Source organism: Comamonas sp. MYb21, from assembly GCF_037479395.1.
In the GTDB taxonomy this organism is placed as follows: domain Bacteria; phylum Pseudomonadota; class Gammaproteobacteria; order Burkholderiales; family Burkholderiaceae_C; genus Comamonas.
Genome location: NZ_JBBGZC010000013.1, coordinates 57,343 through 79,236 on the forward strand (window position 1 = coordinate 57,343; position 21,894 = coordinate 79,236).

Annotated in this window: 24 protein-coding genes; 22 read left to right on the forward strand and 2 right to left on the reverse strand. The window is 58.9% G+C overall.

Annotation, left to right across the window (positions count from 1 at the left end):
- The first annotated feature begins 532 nt into the window (after positions 1–532).
- Positions 533–853 (forward strand): FHA domain-containing protein, encoded by a 321-nt coding sequence (locus WH367_RS19285; RefSeq protein ID WP_339537273.1) that lies wholly within the window; start codon positions 533–535, stop codon positions 851–853.
- A 172-nt stretch (positions 854–1,025) separates the two neighbouring features.
- Here WH367_RS19285 and bamE read toward each other — a convergent pair whose 3' ends face one another.
- Both bamE and WH367_RS19295 read right to left on the reverse strand, forming a co-directional pair.
- The gene (bamE, locus tag WH367_RS19290) at positions 1,026–1,337 is read right to left on the reverse strand and encodes an outer membrane protein assembly factor BamE domain-containing protein (protein WP_339537274.1); all 312 of its coding nucleotides are present in this window, start codon (positions 1,335–1,337) and stop codon (positions 1,026–1,028) included.
- A gap of 842 nt (positions 1,338–2,179) precedes the next feature.
- Positions 2,180–2,527 (reverse strand): Rap1a/Tai family immunity protein, encoded by a 348-nt coding sequence (locus WH367_RS19295; protein WP_339537276.1) that lies wholly within the window; start codon positions 2,525–2,527, stop codon positions 2,180–2,182.
- A 153-nt stretch (positions 2,528–2,680) separates the two neighbouring features.
- Here WH367_RS19295 and WH367_RS24375 point away from each other — a divergent pair, with 153 nt between their 5' ends.
- The 21 genes from WH367_RS24375 to WH367_RS19395 all read left to right on the forward strand — a co-directional run bounded on the left by WH367_RS24375 (position 2,681) and on the right by WH367_RS19395 (position 21,884).
- Entirely contained in the window at positions 2,681–2,896 is a 216-nt protein-coding gene (locus WH367_RS24375; RefSeq protein ID WP_445228135.1) for an HNH endonuclease, read from the forward strand.
- Positions 2,897–2,918: 22 nt separating this feature from the next.
- A complete protein-coding gene (locus WH367_RS19300) occupies positions 2,919–3,185 on the forward strand; it encodes a hypothetical protein (protein WP_339537278.1) in 267 nt (88 codons plus the stop codon).
- Between the two features lie 407 nt (positions 3,186–3,592).
- On the forward strand, positions 3,593–3,814 hold the full coding sequence (locus tag WH367_RS19305; RefSeq protein ID WP_339537279.1) for a hypothetical protein: 222 nt from the start codon (positions 3,593–3,595) through the stop codon (positions 3,812–3,814).
- A 25-nt stretch (positions 3,815–3,839) separates the two neighbouring features.
- A complete protein-coding gene (locus tag WH367_RS19310) occupies positions 3,840–5,513 on the forward strand; it encodes a terminase large subunit (RefSeq protein ID WP_339537280.1) in 1,674 nt (557 codons plus the stop codon).
- A gap of 2 nt (positions 5,514–5,515) precedes the next feature.
- On the forward strand, positions 5,516–6,796 hold the full coding sequence (locus WH367_RS19315; protein WP_339537281.1) for a phage portal protein: 1,281 nt from the start codon (positions 5,516–5,518) through the stop codon (positions 6,794–6,796).
- Entirely contained in the window at positions 6,783–7,586 is an 804-nt protein-coding gene (locus WH367_RS19320; protein WP_339537282.1) for a head maturation protease, ClpP-related, read from the forward strand. The genes WH367_RS19315 and WH367_RS19320 overlap by 14 nt, the downstream gene beginning before the upstream one ends.
- 68 nt (positions 7,587–7,654) lie before the next feature.
- Positions 7,655–8,896, forward strand: a complete 1,242-nt coding sequence (locus WH367_RS19325; RefSeq protein WP_339537283.1) for a phage major capsid protein — start codon at positions 7,655–7,657, stop codon at positions 8,894–8,896.
- 48 nt (positions 8,897–8,944) lie between these two features.
- On the forward strand, positions 8,945–9,301 hold the full coding sequence (locus WH367_RS19330) for a hypothetical protein (RefSeq protein WP_339537284.1): 357 nt from the start codon (positions 8,945–8,947) through the stop codon (positions 9,299–9,301).
- Between the two features lie 3 nt (positions 9,302–9,304).
- Positions 9,305–9,610 (forward strand): head-tail connector protein, encoded by a 306-nt coding sequence (locus WH367_RS19335; RefSeq protein WP_339537286.1) that lies wholly within the window; start codon positions 9,305–9,307, stop codon positions 9,608–9,610.
- Positions 9,607–9,927 (forward strand): phage head closure protein, encoded by a 321-nt coding sequence (locus tag WH367_RS19340; protein ID WP_339537288.1) that lies wholly within the window; start codon positions 9,607–9,609, stop codon positions 9,925–9,927. Before WH367_RS19335 ends, WH367_RS19340 begins: the two co-directional genes overlap by 4 nt.
- 1 nt (position 9,928) lies before the next feature.
- Positions 9,929–10,525: an HK97 gp10 family phage protein gene (locus tag WH367_RS19345; RefSeq protein WP_339537289.1), complete on the forward strand. Its 597-nt coding sequence runs from the start codon at positions 9,929–9,931 to the stop codon at positions 10,523–10,525.
- A 3-nt stretch (positions 10,526–10,528) separates the two neighbouring features.
- The gene (locus tag WH367_RS19350) at positions 10,529–10,882 is read left to right on the forward strand and encodes a DUF3168 domain-containing protein (protein WP_339537290.1); all 354 of its coding nucleotides are present in this window, start codon (positions 10,529–10,531) and stop codon (positions 10,880–10,882) included.
- A 109-nt stretch (positions 10,883–10,991) separates the two neighbouring features.
- Positions 10,992–11,633, forward strand: a complete 642-nt coding sequence (locus WH367_RS19355) for a phage tail protein (protein WP_339537291.1) — start codon at positions 10,992–10,994, stop codon at positions 11,631–11,633.
- A gap of 103 nt (positions 11,634–11,736) precedes the next feature.
- On the forward strand, positions 11,737–12,129 hold the full coding sequence (locus tag WH367_RS19360) for a phage tail assembly chaperone (protein ID WP_239808662.1): 393 nt from the start codon (positions 11,737–11,739) through the stop codon (positions 12,127–12,129).
- 53 nt (positions 12,130–12,182) lie between these two features.
- A complete protein-coding gene (locus WH367_RS19365; protein ID WP_339537292.1) occupies positions 12,183–12,461 on the forward strand; it encodes a DUF1799 domain-containing protein in 279 nt (92 codons plus the stop codon).
- Between the two features lie 87 nt (positions 12,462–12,548).
- The gene (locus WH367_RS19370) at positions 12,549–18,275 is read left to right on the forward strand and encodes a phage tail length tape measure family protein (protein ID WP_339537293.1); all 5,727 of its coding nucleotides are present in this window, start codon (positions 12,549–12,551) and stop codon (positions 18,273–18,275) included.
- Between the two features lie 12 nt (positions 18,276–18,287).
- Complete coding sequence (locus tag WH367_RS19375) at positions 18,288–19,217, forward strand: hypothetical protein (protein ID WP_339537294.1); 930 nt, start codon at positions 18,288–18,290, stop codon at positions 19,215–19,217.
- The gene (locus WH367_RS19380; protein WP_339537295.1) at positions 19,218–20,303 is read left to right on the forward strand and encodes a hypothetical protein; all 1,086 of its coding nucleotides are present in this window, start codon (positions 19,218–19,220) and stop codon (positions 20,301–20,303) included.
- 2 nt (positions 20,304–20,305) lie between these two features.
- A complete protein-coding gene (locus tag WH367_RS19385) occupies positions 20,306–20,635 on the forward strand; it encodes a hypothetical protein (protein WP_339537296.1) in 330 nt (109 codons plus the stop codon).
- Positions 20,636–20,669: 34 nt separating this feature from the next.
- Positions 20,670–21,332 carry a hypothetical protein gene (locus WH367_RS19390; protein ID WP_339537297.1) on the forward strand — a complete coding sequence of 221 codons (663 nt, stop codon included), beginning with the start codon at positions 20,670–20,672 and terminating at the stop codon, positions 21,330–21,332.
- A gap of 9 nt (positions 21,333–21,341) precedes the next feature.
- Positions 21,342–21,884 (forward strand): hypothetical protein, encoded by a 543-nt coding sequence (locus WH367_RS19395; protein ID WP_339537299.1) that lies wholly within the window; start codon positions 21,342–21,344, stop codon positions 21,882–21,884.
- The last annotated feature ends 10 nt before the right edge of the window (positions 21,885–21,894 follow it).

Consider the following 21,894-nt stretch of genomic DNA (forward strand, 5'->3'; position numbering starts at 1 on the left):
TGTCATCTCGGGTTACAGCCGAGTGGGCAGGCTACCGGATGACGTGCTCGCCCGAGCTTGGAGCCTGGAGCATATCCAGCCCGCCTCTAGCCCGATCACCGGAGCGCAGTTGAAGCATGTCCTAGAGCAAGCTGGCTGGCAGGTCCAGCTCATGGGGCTGAATGGAAGGACTGTTTGCGAAGTGCGCCAGGGCGACGCTATCCACCGAACGAGATTCTTTGATTCCTGGGAGGCGGCAGTTGTTGAGGCTGGCGCAATGACGCTGAAAAACTACGGATCGAGTCGTTGCGCTTGCCCGATTTGTGTGGTACAGTCACCCCATTGACTGAGCAACAGCACAGAGTCGCATATCCTATGTGGAGGCGGCAGTGTTTGCAAATGCTCAGTGATTGAGCTCTCCACTTCGGAGGGCTCTTTTCGTTCCAGCTTTCATTATTGTTATCAATGTCCATTTACCAATAGAGCGAGAATAGGGCACTCGTTTTAAAGGCCTCCACTGCTTACGGTGACGCCTTCACATATTGGATGCCGAATGTTGCCCGAAATTGTCGTATCTCATGAAGAAGCAAAGATGCTTCGCTCGTTCACTTTGCAGGATGGTTTCACGACCTTTGGGCGATTTCTAGACAGCGAGATCTGCATGGATGACCCCAGTGTCAGCCGGGATCATGGAGCGTTCTCTTTCCGACGCGGAGTGTTGATGATCGAAGATCACGACAGCTCTAACGGGATTCTCATGAACGGCATCAAGATCAAGCGGAAGGTCTTGCATGGTGGTGATCGACTGACCGTTGGGCCATTCGAAATCCATGTCAAACGGGGCACGGTCGAACCCGGAAATTCAGGGAAATAGTCTTCCGAATTTTCATTGCATACCTCGCCTAGTGCGGGGTTTTTTCATGTCCAGCTGCAGCAAGCGCGGCCCGCACCCGAGCGATATGAAGGTGCGGCATCTCCTACTGAGAGCTTCCCAGTGCTTGAAGAAGCGAACAGCAACCCCAGCCCATGAGGGTTGTCTGATGGGGCTATTGGAATTTTTCTGTATCGCCGTATACGCCGCCCTGTGGAATTCCATAAGACAGGTTGTTTTCATCGAAATCAATCTTTACAGCGCGACTGCGATGTCCTCCCGTGAAGCCGTTGACCTTGGCATAAGACCAGATGAACGTCTTACCTTGGTTGGTGATGGAGTTCGGCTTTCCTCCCATGATCTGGACCACCTGCTCTCGCGTCATGCCGTTTTGAATCTCATTGGCTTGCTTGATGCTGAACTTGTGGCCAGATGATGCGCAGCCGAATAAGGCCAGCGCCAAGATGAGTGTGAGTAGCTTTTTCATGATCGGTCAAAGTAATTGATCAGTAATTCTAGCGAAAAGTACATATTGTTTCAGAGCCAGTTACCGCAGAGCGGGCTCTCCTCACACGCGACCTGCACACTTGGAGCCTAGCCCCTGCGACCTTGTAAATCATTTGGGAATGAAGGAAGAGGGGATCGGCAATCTACTGGCGCGGCTAACTGCAACGGCTAAGGGTTTGGGCTCCAAGCTTAGCGATACTCTGTCAAGGAAATCTTGGAGGTAGTCATGGTCAACTTGGTCGATGAGATTCCAAGCTCTACGGGCATGAGGCAATAGCTCGATATTTATCGCCGCTCGGAGTGAGAGTAGCCAAATCGGAATACCGCTAGCTATCAACTGACTTACTTCGTCAGGGCTTTTATGAAGTTGTTTCTGAACGCCAATCAGCCGCAAATTCAGCTTACTGATCTCTCCTGCGAGCTGATTGTCGTAAGAGCCCTCGTCATAAAGAAGGGGAACAGCCCTTTCGAAAGTGCTGATGGAGTGTGACCGACAGTCCTCCACGATGAAAGCGAACGCTGTGTTTGTCGCAGCACGTAGTTGAGTCCTCTCCATCAGGCCGTAAGACTCGACAACAGACAATAGACGGTGAGCATCTGAAGTTGCGGCCCTTGTCGCCGCATTTTTAAACCAGTCGCTAAATATGCCCATCGCACGGCCCTCCTCAAACGTCAAAAGGCTGAATCATAAGGCTAAATTATTGGGCTGGCCCAGAGTTTCAATGGGGACTCCTAAGGCAGCTCTGCCAATGTTGACCTCAGCCTTGAAGATGCTGGACGCTAACGCAGGAGCAAATCCCGATGACTCCTGCCGCCAAATGTCTATTTTTTTGCAGGGCAAGGAAAGGCCTTGACCAGTGCATGATTGATTAATATCAACGCGGTGTCATGACGATCCTTTGGATTTTTTTCCAGATAAACGAATACAACATCAATCACCTGACTAAGAGGTGCTTGGTTCGGTGTACAGAAGAGGCCAATTACATCTCCCATGTCGCGAAGGCCTTGAACATAGCCAGTCGCCTTACCTACGTTGATCGCAGCTTTTGAGGGTTGGCCGTCAGTAATTTTGCGCAACTCCCTAAGGTCGGTGTACAACTCATTTCCCGTGTACGCATTTGCGGCCCGACAAGTAAGCAGTAACAAAATGGGGGCGAGGCGATTAAACATATCCAACTCCTACATCGATGTAACGAGATTTTACAGGGAGAGCCTATGGCAAGAATCAACACACCGCCAAGTCGCATCCAGATGGCGGAGACACGGCAGATCGCCAGGGCCCCACGTATCGCTGCAACCCCCCGCACCCGTGGCCGCAAGTGGATGACCAAGCGGGATAGGTGGCTGCAGGCCAATCCGCTGTGCTGCGACTGCCAGGCCGAGAACAAGGTGGCGGCAGGCCAGGAGGTCGATCACATCATCCCCCTGTGGCGGGGCGGGGCAGACGATGAGAGCAACTACGCAACCCGATGCATCCCGCACCACGCGGCCAAGACGAAGCGGGAAGCTGCGGATAGGGCAAGGACGGCCTCAATCTGAAGGCATATGCATAATTCTCGGTATGCAAATCAGTGATACCCAGGTGTTTGCCGCATTTCTCCGCGAACTTGCGGACCAGATTGAAGGCGACAAAAGTTGCTATATAAGCGCTCACTGCACAGAGCGGGAGCGCAGTCCTATCTACTTTGGGGTGCAATTGGTCGATGGTGTTGTTGAGCCAGTAGTTGTCAACCACTCACCTCGGACCATCACCATTAAGGCCTACGTGCACTTGCCGGGCGAGGCCCCCGATCAGGCGGGCCCAGAATTGCAAACCAAAGTGGAATAGTCCCGATGACTGGCTGCCACGAGCAAAGCCAACCTGACGCGATCTGGCAAGCCGGAGGGGCATGCCCGGCATGGGGGTACGCCACCAAAGGCTAGGAGGCCCTCGACGGAAACCGCCCTGTTCCGCATTCGCACAAAAATGCCCCCGTATGAATTCCATAGGGGGTGAATTCAAACAATCAAAGGAGGGTCGCCATGCCAAGAGGTGGCGCGCGGCCTGGGGCTGGCCGACCAAAGAAACAGCCCACAACGAACCCCAAGACAGCGAAAGCGCCGCCCGCCCCGGCGAATCCGGCGCAAGTAGATGGCGAGGGGTACAAAACCAATCCCGAATGGCCGTTTGGCCAAGAGCGGCCCCCGGAAGCTCCAAAGCCAGCCGACCTCAGCGCCTTAACGCCGCTGGATTACATGCTGGAGGTGATGCGCAATCCAAATGAGGAGCCTGCGACACGCCGGCAGATGGCTATCCAAGCTGCGCCGTACTGCCACGCCAAAAAGGGCGAGATGAGCGCCAAGCGCCAAGAGGCAGAGGACCGCAAGAAGGCTGTCAGCAGCGGGAAGTTTGCCCGCCGGCCGCCGCCTGCTGGCCAGACCGTTTCTCTGGTGGCATCCGGGGGCAAGAAAATTTAGCCATTCATGGCGGAGGAGATGAGCCATGGAATGGACAACTGCGTGCATTGACTGGGAGGACCGGATTGTCCGAGGCGATAGCCTCATAGTCAGCCCCCCGCTGTTTTCGGACGTAGCAGATGAGGCTTGGGCTATCTGCAGCCAGTTTCGGCTGACCGACATTGCAGGGCACCCGACCATTGGCGAAGTGGCCAGGCCCTGGCTGAGGGATCTGGTGCGCGCCATCTTCGGTGCGGAAAGCCCAGAGGGGCGCCGGCTGATCAATGAGTTCTTCCTCATGGTGAGCAAGAAAAACGCGAAGTCCACGATTGCTGCGGCGATCATGCTGACCGCCTTGTTGATGAACTGGCGAGATGAGGCTGAGCTGCTGATTCTGAGCCCCACTGTCGAGGTGGCGAACAACAGTTACAAGCCGCTGTCTGCCATCATCAAGGCGGACGATGAGCTGAAGGATCTGCTGGATGTCCGCGACTACCAGAAGCTGATCACCCACAAGGAAACGGGCGCGTTCCTGAAGGTTGTGGCGGCCGATGAGGCCACTGTGACCGGCAAAAAGGCCTCGTTTGTGTTCGTGGACGAGCTTCATGAGTTTGGCAAGAAGGCCCGGGCCTCAAACATGCTGCTTGAGGCTACCGGTGGGCTTACCTCTCGGCCTGAGGGCTTTGTGATCTTTGCCACCACGCAATCCGAGGAGCCGCCAGCGGGTGAGTTCAAGGACAAGCTGGCTTATGCCCGTGATGTGCGTGACGGCAATACAGTGGACCGGAAATTTCTGCCGGTGATCTATGAGTTCCCCAAGTCTATGTTGGAGGCAGGAGCCCACAAGGACCTCAGCAATGCCTATGTGACTAATCCCAACTGGGGCGCATCGGTGGATGTGGAGCGCATCGAGCAGCTCTACAGCCAGGCACAGAAAAAGGGTGAAAAGGGCCTCAAGGAGTTCTTTGCCAAGCATATGAACGTCGAGGTGGGGATGAACCTGCGCTCTGACCGCTGGAGCGGAGCTGACTTCTGGCTGGCTGCCGCCATCCCAGTTTTCTCGCTGGAAGAACTGCTGGCGCGATCCGAGGTTGTGGAGGTCGGCATTGACGGCGGCGGCCTGGACGACTTGCTGGGCCTGTCGGTAATCGGCCGCGAGATCGACACCGGTCGATGGCTCGCCTGGGGCAGGGGCTGGATTCATCCCATTGCTTTGGAGCGCCGTAAATCTGAGGCGTCCAGGTATGAGGACTTCATTAAGGATGGTGACCTGGTGCTGGTGGCTGAGGTTGGCCAGGACGTTCAAGAGGTGGTGGCGCTGGTTGAGCAGATTGTCGATTCAGGCCTGCTGGATAAAGTGGGCGTTGACCGCCTGGGCCTGGGAGCTATCTATGACGCCCTGGTGGGGACTGACGACGAACCTGGCCCGGTGGAAGCCGACCAGGTAGTGGCCATCCCGCAGGGCTACCAGCTCAATGGAGCGATCAAGACTGCCGAGCGCCATGTGGCCGCCAAGAAGCTGGTGCATGGAGGCATGGCCTTGCTGGCTTGGTGTGTGGGTAACGCCAAGACGGTGCTGCAGGGCAACGCGGTGACGATCACCAAGGCCGCCAGCGGCGTCGGCAAGATCGACTTGCTGATGGCCCTTTTCGATGCTGTGTACCTCATGGCGCTCAATCCGGAGTCCAAATCGGGCCCGGCCATTCAAACATTGGATTAGCCATGACGCAAACCTTTAATCTGACTGCCAACAGTCACGGCAGCCGGGTGCTGGGTGACTGGCTAGCGGCCCGCGAAGGCGGGTTTGACCGGGCTGGCATCCTGGCTGCGAGCGATATGCCGCCGGGATCCGTCTCCATGGAAGAGTTGGCCAGCCTGCTTGGCTCGGCCAACCGCTCTGTGGCGGGAGTCAACGTGACCCGCGAGACTGCCATGCGAGTCTCAGTGGTGTATGCCGCCGTGGCGCTGGTATCAGGCGCGGTTGCCTCGCTGCCTATTTCGATCTACGAGCGAGAAACACGGGAAAAATTCGATCACGAGTACTGGTACATGCTCAATGAGAGCGCTAACGACGTTTGGTCGGCGTTCACGTTCTGGGAGTACATGACCAGTTCCAAGCTGTTCGAGGGCGATGGCTTCGCGGAAATGGTGCGCTCGAGCATGCGCAGCTCGAAGGTGATCGCGCTCCAGCCGCACCATCCCTTGAATGTGGATCCTTTCCGCAAGGGTGACAAGGTGCTGTATCGCATCACGCCAGCAGACGGCGGGCCGCAGTACACCCTGGACAGCGCCGATGTGCTGCATTTCCCCAGCATGGGGTTTGACGGTCTGCGCAGTCCAAGTCCGATCCTGCGGGCCGGCCGAGATGCCATTGGGGCACAGATCGCCGCCCAGGACTACAGCGGCCGCTTTTTCGCGGGCGGTGCCAACATCGACTATGCGCTCAAGGCCCCCGGGCGGCTGAACGACAAGCAGCTGCAGGAACTCAAGCTTTCGTTGCTGGTGCGTGCGCAGAACGGCGGCCGTGGTCCGCTGATCCTCTCGGGCGGACTGGAGCCGGCGCAGCTGTCGATCAATAGCAAGGATGCCGAGATCCTGGCCACCCGGCTGTTCGGCGTCGAGGAGATCAGCCGCATTCTGGGCGTGCCGCCGCACATGATCGGCCACACAGACAAGCAATCGAGCTTCGGAACCGGTATCGAGCAGCAAGGTATCGGGTTTGTGCGGTACACGCTGCAGCGGCATCTGACGCCGATCAAGCAGGAGCTGAATCGCAAGTTTTGGCCGGTGCGCGAGCGTCTGTTTGTGGAGCACATGGTTGAGGCCTTGGAGCGAGCTGATCTGAAAACCCGTTATGAGGCCTACCGCATTGCCATGGGCCGGTCGGGCGAACTGCCATTTATGAGTGCTGACGAGGTTCGGCGCAAAGAGAACATGCCGGCCAACGCGGCTCTGCAGCGCAACCCAGGCAAGAAAGAGGGGAAAAACGATGAATCGAAATAAGCTGCTGCAGTTCCTGCAGGACAACAAGCGCCAATACACGCCTATCGAGCAGCGCATTGTGGCCAAGGGCTCGCAAGCAGCCCTCTACCTCTACGACCCGATTGTGGGCGACCGGCTGACGGCCGAGTGGTGGGGTGGTATCTGCCCGCAGGACTTTGTGCCGGCGCTGCGCTCGCTGGACGCTGACGAGATCACCATTTACACCAACTGCCCAGGCGGTGACGTTTTCGCGGCTGAGGCTATGTGCCAGGCGCTGCGCGAGCACAAGGCCAATATCACCATGCAAATCGAGGGCTACGCGGCCAGCGCCGCTACCGCCATCGCCTGCGCGTGTGACGAGGTGGTGGCCACGCAAGCCTCCAAGTACATGATCCATCAGACCTGGACCGTGGCAATGGGAAATGCAGATGACTTCGACCAGGTGGCCGAGCTGCTGCGCAAGTGTGACGGCACCATGTACGACGCTTACGAACAGCGCACCGGCCAGAAGCGTGACCAGATCGAGGCCTGGTGCAAGGCTGAAACGTGGTTCACCGCTGCTGAGGCTGTGAGCGCTGGTTTCGTGGACCGCGTGTTGGGTGTGGACGCCAAAGCCAGCGGCAAAGCGCTGCGCGGCTGGAACCTGTCCGCTTATGCCAATGCACCCAAGGATCCATGGCAAGGCCCGCAGGACAACGAGCAGACGGCCGAGCCAAAGACAGAGCAGCCACCTGAGAACACGACCCAATACATCACCGAGGACCACCGCGCGCGGCAGCAGCAGCGCTTGCGCCTCATGACCCGAATCTGAGCGCATCGCGCACCAGAGCCCAGCCGCCCACCAGGCGGCTTTTTTATTACTTGAAATGAGGTATATCCATGAGCAAACTCGCTCAACTCCGTGCGCGCCGCGATGCCAAGGCTAAAGATGCGCAGACCCTGAACGGCAAATACAACGCCGACCAGCGCATGACGGCCGATGATGCCAATGCCCTGGATACCGTGCTCAACGAGATCGAGGCCATCGATGCCGAGATCACCCGCGAGAACCGCGTGAACCAGGTGGCGGGCGACGAACACGCCGAGCACGAGGCTGCAATGAATGCTGCGACCGTGAACGGCGGTCGCTCCAATGAAGCCCAAGCGTTGCGCGCCATGCTGGCCGGTGGCCTGTCCGCTCTGACGCCTGAGCAGCGCCAGGCCATGGTTGCACGCCAGAGCCCCGAGATTCGCCAGGCCATGTCCACTACGACGGGCACCGAGGGCGGCTACACCGTGGCCACTGAGTACAACCGCCAACTGATCGAGGCGATGAAGGAGATCGGCGGCGTTCGTCCCGTGGCGCACGTCTTTCAGACGGCTACCGGTGCTTCCATGAATTTCCCCACGGCTGACGCTACGGCGGAAGAGGGCGAAATTGTTGGCCAGAACACTGCCGTGGGTGCTGGTGATACCGCATTCGGCAATGTCACCATGGAGGTCTTCAAGTATTCGTCCAAGAAGATCGCGCTGCCTTTTGAGCTGCTGCAGGATTCCATGTTCAACCTGGAAGCCTACGTGCAAAAGCTGTTGGCGCTGCGCATTGGCCGCATCACCAACCGCCACTACACGGTTGGCACCGGTGTGAACCAGCCTCGTGGCCTCATCACTGCCGCTGCAGTGGGTAAAACTGCCGCTACTGGCGGCACGGCCACTATCACCTATGAAGATTTGGTGGAGCTGGAGCACAGCGTGGACCCCGCTTACCGCGCGCTGGCGCGGTACATGTTCCATGATGACTCGCTGAAGGTCCTGCGCAAGATCAAGGACGGCAACGGCCGCCCGATCTTTGTCCCTGGCTACGAGACTGGCAACCCTGGCGGCGCTCCTGATCGCATCATGGGCCGCACCTTCTCGATCAACCAGCACATGGCGCCGATGGCTGCCAATGCCAAGTCGATCGCGTTTGGCGACCTGAGCAAGTATTTCGTGCGCGATGTGATGGACCTCACCGTGTTCCGCATGACCGATTCGGCTTTCACCCTGCTGGGCCAAGTGGGCTTCGTCGCCTTCATGCGCTCGGGTGGCAACCTGATCGATGTTGGCGGCGCCGTCAAGGTTTACCAGAACTCGGCCACCTGATGAACCCAGGCCCTGGCTACGGCCGGGGCCCCACCTGGAGGAATAGACATGGCAAAAGCCCAACCCAAGCCCACAACCGACGCGCCAGACGCTGGCGCACCGGCGGGCGATCAAGGCGCACCCACTGAGCTGCAGGCCCTGGCTACGGCTGGGGCCCCACCTGCGGCAGGCAACCCGCCAGCAGAGGCCCCGCCCGCCAAGGTAGAGCGCCGCGCTGTTCGCGTGCTGGCCGCAGTGACCATCGCTGATGTGCGCTATCAACCTGGTGTGCTGATCGAAGGCATCCCCATGGATCTGGCAGAGGCGCACGCCGGCAGTGTGGACGCTCATCCTGATGCGGTGGCCTATGCACGCTCGACCAATGCCCAGGTGCTGCAGTTCGAGCCTGAGCGCGATCTGGAGTAACCGATGTCGAAAATCACCCTTGAGCAGGCAAAGCTGCATCTGCGGGTAGATGGCCCGGAAGAGGACATGCTGATAAACAGCTGGATCCTGGCGGCTTATCTCGCCATCGAGGGCAAGATTTTCCGCAAGGTGGTGGCCGATGAGCCAGAGCCAGAGTCGCTGGATGTGCAGGTCGACGAGGCTATCAATTCCGCTGTGTTGCTGATCCTGGGCCATCTGCATGAGAACCGGGGCAGTGAGTCGGTAGAGATGCCACAAGCCGCCCTCTGGCTGGTGACTCCCTACATCAACTATGCGGGGGGCGCATGACAACGATTGGCCAACTACGCGACCGGATCAAGATCCAGCGCCGAACTGGTGGCGCCAACGAGGTGGGTGAGCCCTTGCCTGAAGCATGGGAGGACTTCGCCTCCCTTTGGGCTTATGTGCGGCATCCTTCCGGCGTTGAGTCCATTCGCTCAGGCGCTGACACCTCGGTGGTCAAGGCCTCGGCGCGCATCCGCTGGAGAACCGATGTCAACGCTGGCATGCGTATGGTCCACCTGGGCCAGAACTACGACATAGAGGCGGTGTTGCCGGGCCTGGATCGCAAGTTCACTGATCTGTCCTGCAAGTTGGTGGTGTGACATGGTGCGCCGTAGCGATACAACGCTCAGCCGTAACGGCCAGCGCAAACTCGGCGGACGCAACACTTTCACCATGGATTTGGACACCTCCGGGCTAAAGCAGTATCTGCAGCAGCTCGATGACGGGGTGAAGGAAGCCATTCGGCCTGCTGCTCAAGCGGCGGCACAGGTGGTGTACGACCGCGTGAAGCTCAACGTGCAGGGCATCGGGAAGGTGACTGGCAATCTGGACCGGTCTATCTATCAGGCCTTCAGTCCGGAGAAGTCCAAGACTGGCCAGCGCGCCGAATATCACATCAGCTGGAACCACAAGAAGGCGCCGCATGGCCACCTGCTTGAGTACGGCTGGACGCAGCGGTATGTCGCCATCACCAACAAGCGAGGGCAGTGGGTGACGCTGGTTCGTCCTGAGAAGGTTGGCACACCCAAACCCAAACGCCGGGCATCGCTTGCAGAGAAGGATGCCTATTACGTTCTGCGGCCAGGCGGCCCTAAGCAGCATCCGGCGACCGCGTTCATGCGCAGCGCATCGAGCGCCATGCCGGCAGCCCTGGCTGCTGCACAAGAGACGCTTATCGCACGCATCAGGAAGGGGTGAAAAGTGCTTGAAATTGATCTGCAGGCCGTCTTGAAGACGGTTTGCCCCCAGGTTTTCATGCGCGTTGCGCCATCGGGCACCAAAGGCCGCTATATCACCTGGCAGCACCTCGGCGGCGATCCGATCATCTTCTTGGACAACAACCAGGGAGACAAGCGCAATGCGCAGATCCAGATCAATGCCTATGACAGCACCGGCCTGGATGCGCTCAAGCTCCTTCAGGCCGCTCAGGCTGCTGTGCTGGCAGCGACCGACAAGTTTTCCGCCAGTCCATTGTCCGAGCCGATTACTGCGCTTGATGACGCTGACGACGTGCCAGGCTACCTGCAGTCTTACTCGATAACCGGGAAGCGATAGCAACCCACCCAGACACCGGCTTAGGCCGGTTTTTTTGTGCCCGTCATGGGCTGATCCCACCCGCAAAGCGAAGGCCGAGCGGGTTTTTTCGTTCTTGAAAGGCCCAATTATGGCTATTCGTCTCCCTGACGGCGCAACCGTCGCAATTGCAACTGGCTACGGCGCAGTCAAAGCTGTATCCACCATCTCTAACGCCAGCCCGGCAGTGCTGACCTCTACGGCGCATGCGGTGCCCAACAACTCCTTCTTCGAGCTCAAGACGCCTTGGCAGAAGATCAGTGAGCGTATCTGGAAAGCTGCAAACGTGGCCGCCAATACGCTGGAGATCGCGGGCACCGACACCACCGACCTGAACCGCTTCCCAGCCAGCCCCACCGGCAGCACGCTGCGCGAGATCACGGCCTGGACGCAGATCTCCCAGATTCTGGATTACCAGACCTCTGGCGGCGACCAGCAATTCTGGACCGGCTCCTTCCTGGAAGATGACTATGAGCGCCAGTTGCCGACGGTGACCAGCGCCCAGTCCATCACCCTGGGCATCGGTGACGATCCGACGCTAGCGGGCTACCAAGCCCTGAAGCTGGCCGGTGAGCGCCGCGACATCCGTGCGCTGAAGGTCACCTTGCCTGACGGTTCGGTGCTGCTCTACAACGGCTATGTGTCGTTCAACGAGAGCCCAACCCTCACCAAGGGCCAGGTGATGCAGGTGACTGCAACCTTCTCCCTGCAAGGCCGCCCAGTCCGCTACTAATCGGCGGCAACCCACTGCACCGACCCAGCCGCTTCGCTCCTTTCAGTGGGGCGGGCGGCTGGGCACGGGCTTTACCTTTCCTCTCCACTGAAAAGAAAACATCATGGCAAAAATCGTACTGGGCAAGCGTCCCGAAACCATCACCGCATTTGTTGACATCCCGCTGATGAGCGGCGAGAAGGCCAAGGTCTCTTGCCAGTTCAAATACCGCACCCGCCAAGAGTTTGCCAAGTTCCTGGATGAGAACGCCGAGGCCAAGCCAGAAGTCGGCACGGACGGCGAGAAGATCACCTTCGAGAGCCTGGCAGTCAAGGGCATGGCATCCAATGCTGCCCGTGCTCTGGAATTTCTCAAGGGCTGGAATCTGGAGGACATCGAGCTGACCCAAGACAACTTGGCGCAGCTTTTCAACGAAGAGCCAGCGGCCGGCGCTGCGTTGTGGGGCGCTTACCGTGCAGCTTGCACCGAGGGCTACCTGGGAAACTCCGAAGCGTAGCCCGGGCGAAGTACGAGGCGCCGCCCAGCGATGCAGAGCTGGCGGCCTTCGGCATGAAACGGTCGGACTACGCGCGAGACATCGTGCTGCTCTGGCCGGAGACTGAGCCAGTTTGGAGCCTTTGGGAGCAGATTCGCAACCAGTGGCGCGCTGGCGCAGTCGGTGCCTACGCACTGGACTACAACGTGCTTTTCTACCAGCTCGACAGAATGGGACTCGCTCCCGAAGACCACCAAGACTTGTTTGATGGCATCCGGGTGATTGAGGCCGAGGTTCTATCCATCTGGATGGATGAGCGTGAGGCTGAAGAGAAGAAGCGGGCCAAGGCCTAGGCTTCTCGCGATTAGGTGCGACGCCATCGAGGCGTCTTTTCATTTTGGGCTCGCCTTTTGGCGGGCCCTTTCTATTGGTGGCGCAGCATGTCAACTGAAAACCAAAAATTCGGCTTCACTGTTGCTGCTGAGAACGAGGCCTCGCAGACCTTCCAGCAGATTGGCAATGACGCCGACAAGATGGCCGCCAAGGTCAACCAAGCCGGTCAGAAGGCCGCTGAGGGCGTGGGCGCCATTGGCGACGGTGCTGAGAATGCAGCGGAAAAGCTCACCCGCGCCGAGAGCCGCATCGCTTCTGCCATGCGCAAGGCCACCGAGGAAACTTTACAGGCCGCTCAGGCTGCCAAGAACCTCTCGGGCAGCTTCGAGCTCAAGATGGATATGCGGGGCATGGATGCCTCGCGCCTGCAGCCTTACATCAAGGCTCTGCGCGATGCAGAGAGTGAGCTGTCGGTTTTCAAGGCTGCTGAGGCGGAGGTGGGCCGCCAGAACGTATTTGCTGAGAAGCACCGCCAAGCACAGCAGCTTGCGAAGTCGTCAGAGTATGTGCGCTTCTGGAATCAGGAGTTGGACCGCATGGCGGCCGCTGAGAAACGTGCGGCCAGTGAGAGCGCTTTTCTCAAATCGTTACGCGAGCAGTCGAGCGCCATCGGCAAGACCCGTGCCGATCTTCTGGAGCTGCAGGCAGCGCAACTGGGTGTTGCTACCCAAGCAGCGCCAATGATTGCCAAGCTCCGCGAGGCAGAGGGTGGTGTGGGGAAAGTTGGGATGAGTGCGGCCGCCATGAGCGCCGCGCTGCGCAACGTGCCGGCGCAGTTCACCGACATTGTGGTGAGCTTGCAGGCAGGCCAGGCGCCGTTGACTGTTTTGCTGCAGCAGGGCGGCCAGTTGAAGGACATGTTCGGTGGCGCTGGCGCTGCAGCAAAGGCATTGGGCGGCTATGTGTTGGGCCTGGTGAATCCTTTCACTGTAGCTGCGGCTGCTGCTGCGACCCTGGGCCTTGCGTACTATCAAGGTCACCAAGAGCAGATTGCCTTTGTGAAGGCGCTCACCCTGTCGGGCAATGCGGCAGGCGTGACCACCACACAACTGACGGAATATGCGCGCCAGATTGACGCCATTGTGGGTACTCAAGCGCAGGCGACTGCAGCGCTGGTTGCCTTCACGCAGGCTGGTGTGACCGGTGCGGACCAGCTGCGAAAGTATGCGCAGACCGCTATCGAATGGGAAAAGGCCACCGGCCAGGCAGTGGGTGACACGGCAAAGCAATTTGCGGACCTGCAGAAAGACCCATTAAGTGCTGTCGTCAAGCTCAATGAGGGGATGAATTTCCTCACAGCTGATGTGTACGAGCAGATCAAGGCCCTCAACGATCAAGGCAAGTCTGCCCAGGCCTCAGCGGTGGCGATGGATGCGCTGGACAGCGCTATGCGCGATCGCAGCAAGACCATCAAGGAAAGCCTGGGATACCTAGAGCGTGCGTGGAACGCCATCAAGGGCGCTGCTGCTGACGCATGGGATGCAATGCTGAATGTGGGCCGCCCCAATACGATCAATGATCGACTGGGTGCTGTGCGCAAGGAGCTGAACTCGCTGATCGATCAGCAGGGCTGGGGCGAGACTGGGGGTGGAGCTGCAACCGGCCGCGTGACTGCGGAGACTAAGCGCCGCGTGCAGGAGCGGATCGAGGCACTGCGCGCTGAAGAGTGGCAGCTTGAGAATAATGCCGCGGCTGAGCAGATGAACGCCGCAGCGCAAGAGGTATCCGCCAAAGCCACCCAGGCTTCGATTAAGTGGCAGGAAACGCTCGACCAGCATCTGACTAAGTCGGAAAAGCTGACTCGGGCTCTGGCTGCCGCTCGGGAGGAGTACAACAATAAGCTGTCATTCGTCCCCCAGGATGACCTCAAGAAGCGCAGCGAATTGGCGCAACAGCTCGCCAAGGTCGAGGCCAGCCTGCGCGACCAGTACAAGGAGAAAGGCCCGAGCAAGACTGGCGGCGTCAGCATGAGCGACACCCGTCTGTCTGGTCTTGAAGCTCAGCTAGAAGCTGCCCGCCAGTACGGCAAGCAGCTGCAGGAGCTGGGTCTCGCGGCAAAGGACCTGAATGCTGGCGAGCGCGAGTCGCTGAAGATCTCCGCCGAGATGGAGAAGGCGACCGATGCGAAGACCGTCGCCAAGCTTAAAAACGCCAAGGCGACTGCAGACGAGTTGGGCGCGCAGCTGCGAAGCAATGAGACCTCCGAAGAGTCGATGAAGGCCAAGGATGCTCTGATCAAGGGCATGTACAAAAGTGCTGAGGCGACAGGGGAGGAAGCTGCGCGCCTTGAAGCGTCTTTGAGCGTCTATGGCAAGGCCCGAGTAGAGATCGAGCGCATGACGTTGGCTAAGCTGCAGCAGCAGAAAGCCGACATGGGCTTGATCGCCAATCCTGAGTACATGGCCGCGTTGGACAAACAGATTGCGGGTCAACAGGCTGTGATTGCAGGCCTGGAGAAGCTGGACTTCAAGAAATTCAGCGAGACCATGGGCAAGTCGCTGGACGCAGCCAAAGAAGAGTTGGCCCTTCAACAGGAGGGAATTTCTCTTTTGGGGATGGATGAAGTGGCCCGCCGCAAGATTCTGGCAGTTCGCAAGATTGATCTGGAGGTTGCCAAGCAGATCGCTGAGGTGGAAAAGACCAAATACAGCGACAACAGCGATGACAACGAGCGCGAGAAGGCGGCGCGGCGCAAGCTGATTTGGGAGAAGTCCGAGGTGGACACCCAGATTGCTATCGGCAAGATACAAGAAGAGTATGCGCTGCAGAACGCCGAGAAATACAACGACATCTTCCGTCAAGGTTTTGCTGACTTCGTGAACAACGGCGCAGATGGCCTCAAGGCCTTTGGCAAGTCGCTCAAGACCACCATCTTGACTTCTGCGTCCGATGCCCTTTACCAGGCATTCGCGCAGAAGTTCGTGATGAATGTCGCCGCGAACGTCACGGGTTTGATAGGTGCTGGTGCAGGCTTCCTTGCAAGCTTGTTTGGCGGCGGATCTGAAGGTTCTGCCGGCGGCAATGTTGGGAACCTCATCAGTGCTGGATCGACTGGCTACAGCCTGTACTCCGGCCAAGGTCTTGTGGGACAGGGGTCGCGCTACTTGGCCAACTTGGTGGGGTGGGGCGGTGAAGCTGCGCCTGCAGCGGGTTACGCAGCACCAGCAGGGGCCGGCTTTGCAGAAGGTGCGGGTGGAGCGGCAATTCCAGAGGCCTCCTGGGCTTCCAGTGCATCCGAATGGGTGGCGGCTGGCGGCTGGGTCATGGCTGTGCCGCTGATCGCAGCCTATCTGGGTGGCATGTTCAAGGAGGAAAAGCAGGTCGGTAGCGGCATCACTGGCGAGCTGGGCGGCGATCTCTACGGTTATCAGTTGATGCGCGAAAGCGGCAGCCTCTTTGGTGGCCCTAACTACCGCTACCTTGTGGCGGAGAAGGAGATCGAACAGTCCAAGGCTGAGATTGAGCGCCTTAAAAAGGAGATCGCTGACAACCCTGATGACAAGCGCAACGCCTACCGTGAGCGGCAAATCCAGCAGCAATACAGCCGCTTGGAGATGCTCTCGCAGTACGACGGCGCCATCGAAGGCTCTAAGGGACCCATCAAGGTCCTGCAGGATGCGTTCCTGGGCATGCGCGAGGACACTGCCTCTCGGGCCGACAGCCTGGGGCTTGACGGCGATGCGATCCGCGCGATGCGCGTGACCTTGGGCCTGGATGAAATCCACCCGGACACGGGCGGCAAAGGACTTGAGCTGACAGGACTCACGCAAGAGGAGGCGTCGGCCAAGGTCCAACAGGCGTTGGCGCAAGCCAATGAGGAGTTGGCCCGCTCGGTGCTCGGCCACTGGGAGGAGCAGACCCGTGAAGTCACCCGCACGGTGTGGGACAACGTGGAGCTGCCCACTGACGGCGACACCCAGCAGTATGGCCGCATAGGTCGAGAAGTGACGGAGACGATCACTGAGCAGGTATTCGTGATGAGCGAATACGTGCGAACGGGTGAGACGGCAGTGCAGGCGCTCACCCGACTGTCTGACTCTCTGTACAGCGTGAATTCGGTCTTTGACATGCTTGGGCTTACGCTCATGGATACGTCGCTGGCTGGCGCTGACATGGCTTCGGACATCATTGACGCTTTCGGCGGCGCTGATAAGTTCACGGCTGCGACCGGCAACTATTACGACAAGTTCTACACCGACCAAGAGAAGGTGAAGAACCAGACGCGACTGCTCAACGACCAGCTTAAAAAGCTGGGCATCGAGACCATGCCGGCCAGCCGTGAGGCGTTCAAGGAATACATCAACGGGATCGACCGCAGTACGGAAGAGGGCCAAAAGCTCTTTGCCAGCTTGCTGGGTCTCGTGGATGTGTTCGACATGATCTACACGTCGGCCGAGAACATCGCCTCGCTCAAGGGCGATCTGCAGATTCAACTGCTGCGCGCCAAGGGTAATGATGCGGAGGCAACCCGCCTGGAGCGCGCCAAGCAGATCAAGGAGCTGGAGAAGTTCAACGATCCAGAGCTGGTGAAACTGCAGGTTGAGATCTGGGACACCGAGGACAAGGCTAAGGCCGATGAGGCCGCCAAGACGCTGGCCCAGCAGAACCTGCAGGCCGCCATCTCCCGTGAAAAGGAGTATTGGAACCAGTTTGCAGCGGACGCAAAGGACGCCTTCACAAAGGCGTCCAGCTATGTGGACCTGTTCAAGGGCAGCGCCAAGTCTCTGCGTGCGAGCGTGGACGAAATGGCGAACTCGCAGGCGGCGGCCGGCATGGTGTACATCGAGCAGGCGCTTGAGAACGCTCGCCGAGGTCTGGGCTTTGGTGACTACGACCAGACGCAAAGCGCGATCAACGTGGCTACCGGTGGTCTTGTCATGGACAACTACGCCACCCAGGCGGAGCTGGACTATGACAAGAAGGTGCTTGCGGGCCAGTTGGACGAGCTGGGCGAGTTCGCAGAGTTGGCCAAGACCGATGCGCAAAAGCAAATCGACCTAGCCACTTCGCAGCTCAAGCGCTTGGATGATATCCAGACCTTCTGGCAGACCTTTGGTGAAGACCAGGTGGACGCGACACTCAGCGTTACCGACGCCGTCAACGCGCTCTACAAGCTGCTGGATCCCAAGGAGCAGGAGCGGATCAAGAAGGAAGAGGCAGCCAAGGCTGGTTTGGGTGGCGGGAGCACACCAAGTGGCGGCGGTTCGTCCGGCGGCAGTGGTGCGGTGTTGGGAGGGACCGTTGCTGGCACAGCAGGGCGCCGAGTAATCGGCTTCACTGCCGACGGCCGGGCTATGTGGTCGGATGGAGCCGTCGAAAAGTACGCCGCAGGGCAGTACGAGTACGACGGCCATCTGTTGGTTGGCTCCGGCAACCTGACCGCCGACCAGTGGGCCGCTATGCAGGCGGGCCAAAGCGTATATGGCGCTGGATGGGACTGGGACGCAAAGCAGGGGTTGTGGGTTAAGCGCAAGTCGTTTGCTGTGGGGACAAACTTCGTTCCCTATGACATGACGGCTGACATCCACAAGGGTGAGCGAATCATCCCTGCGGCCGAAAACCGTGCGCTGATGGAAGCAGTTCGCGGTCAGTCTCGTGGTCCGGATACAGCCGCTGGCGCAGCGCGTGTAGAGGCCATCCTCTTGCGGGTTGAGGCGGTGGTGGTGTCAGTCAATGAGCATGCCCGCAAGCTGTCCGATAACTTGGATCGCGTCACCAATGGCGGATCGGTCATAACCGCTGAGGTTGTGAATCGGGTTCGCCTTCAACAGTAGAAAGGAAGGGGCATGGCAATTGTCTTAGTCCCCATCCCCATCACCGATGCAGCGTTTCGCCCAGGCTCCGTGCCTGAGGTGGACGCTGTAGCTGGTGAGGTGGCATGGACATCGGGCCAGGTAGTGGCAGTAGGTGCTGAGCGGGTCTATCAGCGGCGAGTTTGGAAGTGTGCAGTGGTTCCCACTGACGCGACCGTACCGCCGAACATCGATCAGCGATCCTGGGAGGATATGCGGCCCAGTAACCGCTGGGCACCTTTTGACAACGAGGTACAGACCGCAGGGGTCGGGCGCAAGGGGTCGGCCAAATATGTGCTGTTCATGCGCTTTGTCTCTGGGATTGCGGTGCACAACCCTATTGGCAACCGACTCACTTTGACCGTGAGGGATGCGGACACCGGGGAGGACTTGAGCCCACCCATTGACCGCTCGCTGCGTGCCTCGCGTCCGTCGTTGTGGAACTACCTCTATGGGCCTAAAACGCCAGTAACCAGCTTCCGAGTGGATGGGATCACACTGCGCCCCCGAGTGCTGGTGACGTTGGAGGTGACGGGCGGTGCGACAGATGATGTAGGCGTGGGCTTCTTCTCGATTGGTTCATGGGTGACCATGGGCCTATTCACTGGCCGGCCTGGCGTGCTGTACACAGCGCGGGCAGAGGTTGTGAACTACACCACCCGGACGGAGGGAGTAGATGGGCGTTACAGGCAAGTCCCTCGGGGCAGTGCCACAAATCTGACGCTGCCCGTGGCCATCAACCCCGAGGACGCAAACCGCATCTGGTCGGCATTGGTGCAGCTCAAGGACACGCCCGTTTCGGTCTTTGCCAGCAGGCAGGAAAAGTTTCGCTATCTCAGCTCGGTCGGTTTTGTGACCTCAGACCTCTCGCCAGAGAACCAGGCCATTACCAAGGCCAACATTTTTGTAAAAGGGATTGTCTAAATGCCAACTCCAGTACCACCAATTGATCCCCAATTGCCACCGTTCCCAGGGCCTAACACGCCTGAGTCTGCCTATGACGACATGGCATTTGATTGGGGCACGGCCGTACCTGGGCACGGCAACCGCATTGCAGCCATTGGTCAGAACGTCTATGACAACGCTGTGGAGGCGCTGCAGAGTGCCGAGGATGCAGCAGATTCTGCGCAAGACGCAGCTGACCAGCTCGCGCTGGTGCAAACGGCTGCCAACGGCGCCTTCGCTGCCGCCAACTACAAAGGCGACTGGGCGGGCCTGACGGGTGCCCTTGCTGTGCCCGCAACCGTGACTCATCTTGGACGCCTCTGGTATCTCAAGTCCAATCTGGCGAATGTTGCAAGCCAAACGCCGGCCCTGGGGTCCACCTATTGGGGCGAGGTGAGCCGCAACGACTTCACCGTTTTGCCATGCCCTGCAGGCACGACCATCGCGGCGGATCGCGGTATGTACCGCATGAGTTCCGGTAGCTCGGTGCTGCAACTGCCGGCCAGTCCGTTCCATGGGATGGTGGTCGCGGCAGTGAACATGTCAGGCACCCTGACCCCCGTGATTCAGCGCAACGGTAAGACCATCTGCGGGGACGCCGAGGACTATGTGATGAACGTGCTGAACTGGCAGATCATGCTGCAGTTCGATTCGGCTACCAATGACTGGGTGCGGATCAGTGGGGTGACAGCGTACACCGCCGCCAATCCTGCAATTGCCTCAGCAAACAACTGGACTGCAGCCCAGAACTTCAATGCTGGGGCATCGTTTGGAGACGGTAAGGTTTTACTGCGCAAGACGATCACTGTTATAGCGCCAGTTTCAAACGCAGGGTCCTCAATTATTTCGGCTTCAAATCATGGCCTGAACTATTCAAAGATTCGAGGGGTATCCGTCCTGGCTGTTGGAGCCACGTTCTCCACGCCGCCCGAATACGGTGCAGGGACGAACATTAGATTTTCTGCCTACATAGACGCTGCGGCGTGTGTCGTAGTTCTTTCGGCGAACCAAGGGCAGGATCTTTCAAACAGACCCGTCTACTTCACAATCGAATACGAGCCATAAACATGACATCAGCAGCAAAAGACGCGCAGACCCCACTTGGACTTGTGATTACTGGAGGGGAGTGTGATCTATCAAAGCGCAGCTACTTCTACACCACGATGAATGGCGCCACGGCATTCAGCTTTATCAATCGGCCTGCGGACTGTATGTTCTTTGAGCTGGAAATCAACCTTGTGGCTGGAATCCCATCTTGGCCTGCAAATGTGAGGTGGATTGGCACGGGTACAGCTCCGCAGAATTTGCAGGCGGGCAAGATTCACAAATTCCTCTTCACCCGGCCGCAGTCCACAGGTGCTGACCAGTGGTTGGGCTCCTATCTACCGAACTTCTGATATGGCATACCGACCATGGCTAATTAAAGGCCCGGTGTACATCACCATTGCGGCCAGCGTCAGGAGCCCGGATATTCGGGCTCTTGCTATTTCTGCGGGGTGGGTTGGCTATGAGCCCATTTATTGCACTATCAATGCAGGGGTCGATGTGTCAAATCTGACCATCGCCAACATACCCAGCGGCTTGCTCACCATCATCAACAGAGGCCGAATCGGCGCTGAGATCAACTCCGCTTTCGGCATCTACACCCGGGTCAATATCGCCATCGACAACGCTGGCGGGACAATTTTCGGCACCGGTGGGCGCGGGGGGGATGGTGGATCTTGGCGGATTGGCAATGCGTTTGATACCAGCTATCAGGCTACTGGCCCATCAGGTGTTGGCGGGTACGGTTCTGGCTTTACTAACTACACCCCGTTAGCTCTGTTGCCAGGCTATCCGGGAACGCCTGGGAGTTCTCAGGCAACTGGTGGCCCGTCTACTGGTGGGAGCATCACCTCAACTGGCGGCCGGGGCGGCGATGGTGGAGCGCTGGGGCAGAGTGGCCAAGCAGGCAGCTCTGGATCTGCCAGCGGTAACTACACGCTGCTTCAGATCTATTCACCCTATCCAGGCGGCGCCCCGGGGAACTACATCGACGGCAACGCTTATGTGACGTGGATTGCCGCGGGCACGCGCCTGGGCAACGCAATTTAAAGGAGCAGCATGTACTTTGACAAAGAAACAGGCGACTACCCGCTGAGCCCTGCGGACATCATCGGCCGGCACGCGCACAACATGTCGTTTCCTGTGCCATTTGAGGCGCCGGAGCAATATGCACTGGTTACACAGGCCGACCAGCCTGCGTTTGATGCGGCCACGCACAAGGCGGTTGAGCTGGCTCCCCTAGAAACAGAGGACGGCTACCTGCAGCAGTGGGAAGTAGTGCCGCTCAGCGAAGAGGAGCTGGCCCAACTGGAGGCTGAGCGCCTGGCTGCAGAGCAGGTTGCCCGGGACGCTGCGCGGGTGACCGTGACGAAGCGCCAGGCCTTGCTTGCGCTGTTCGACATGAAGGGCATCAAGAACGAGGACATTGAGGCGCAAATCAGCATGATCCCCGATGAGGTGAACCGCTACCGGGCCCTTGTGGACTGGCAGGGGTCGGCAGCTATCGAGTCGGACAGCCCCACGGTTCTTGCGCTGGCAGTAGGCCTCAAACTGACTGAGGCGGATCTGCTCGAGCTATTCGGCTACGCCCAGGCGCTGTAATCCTCGGCAC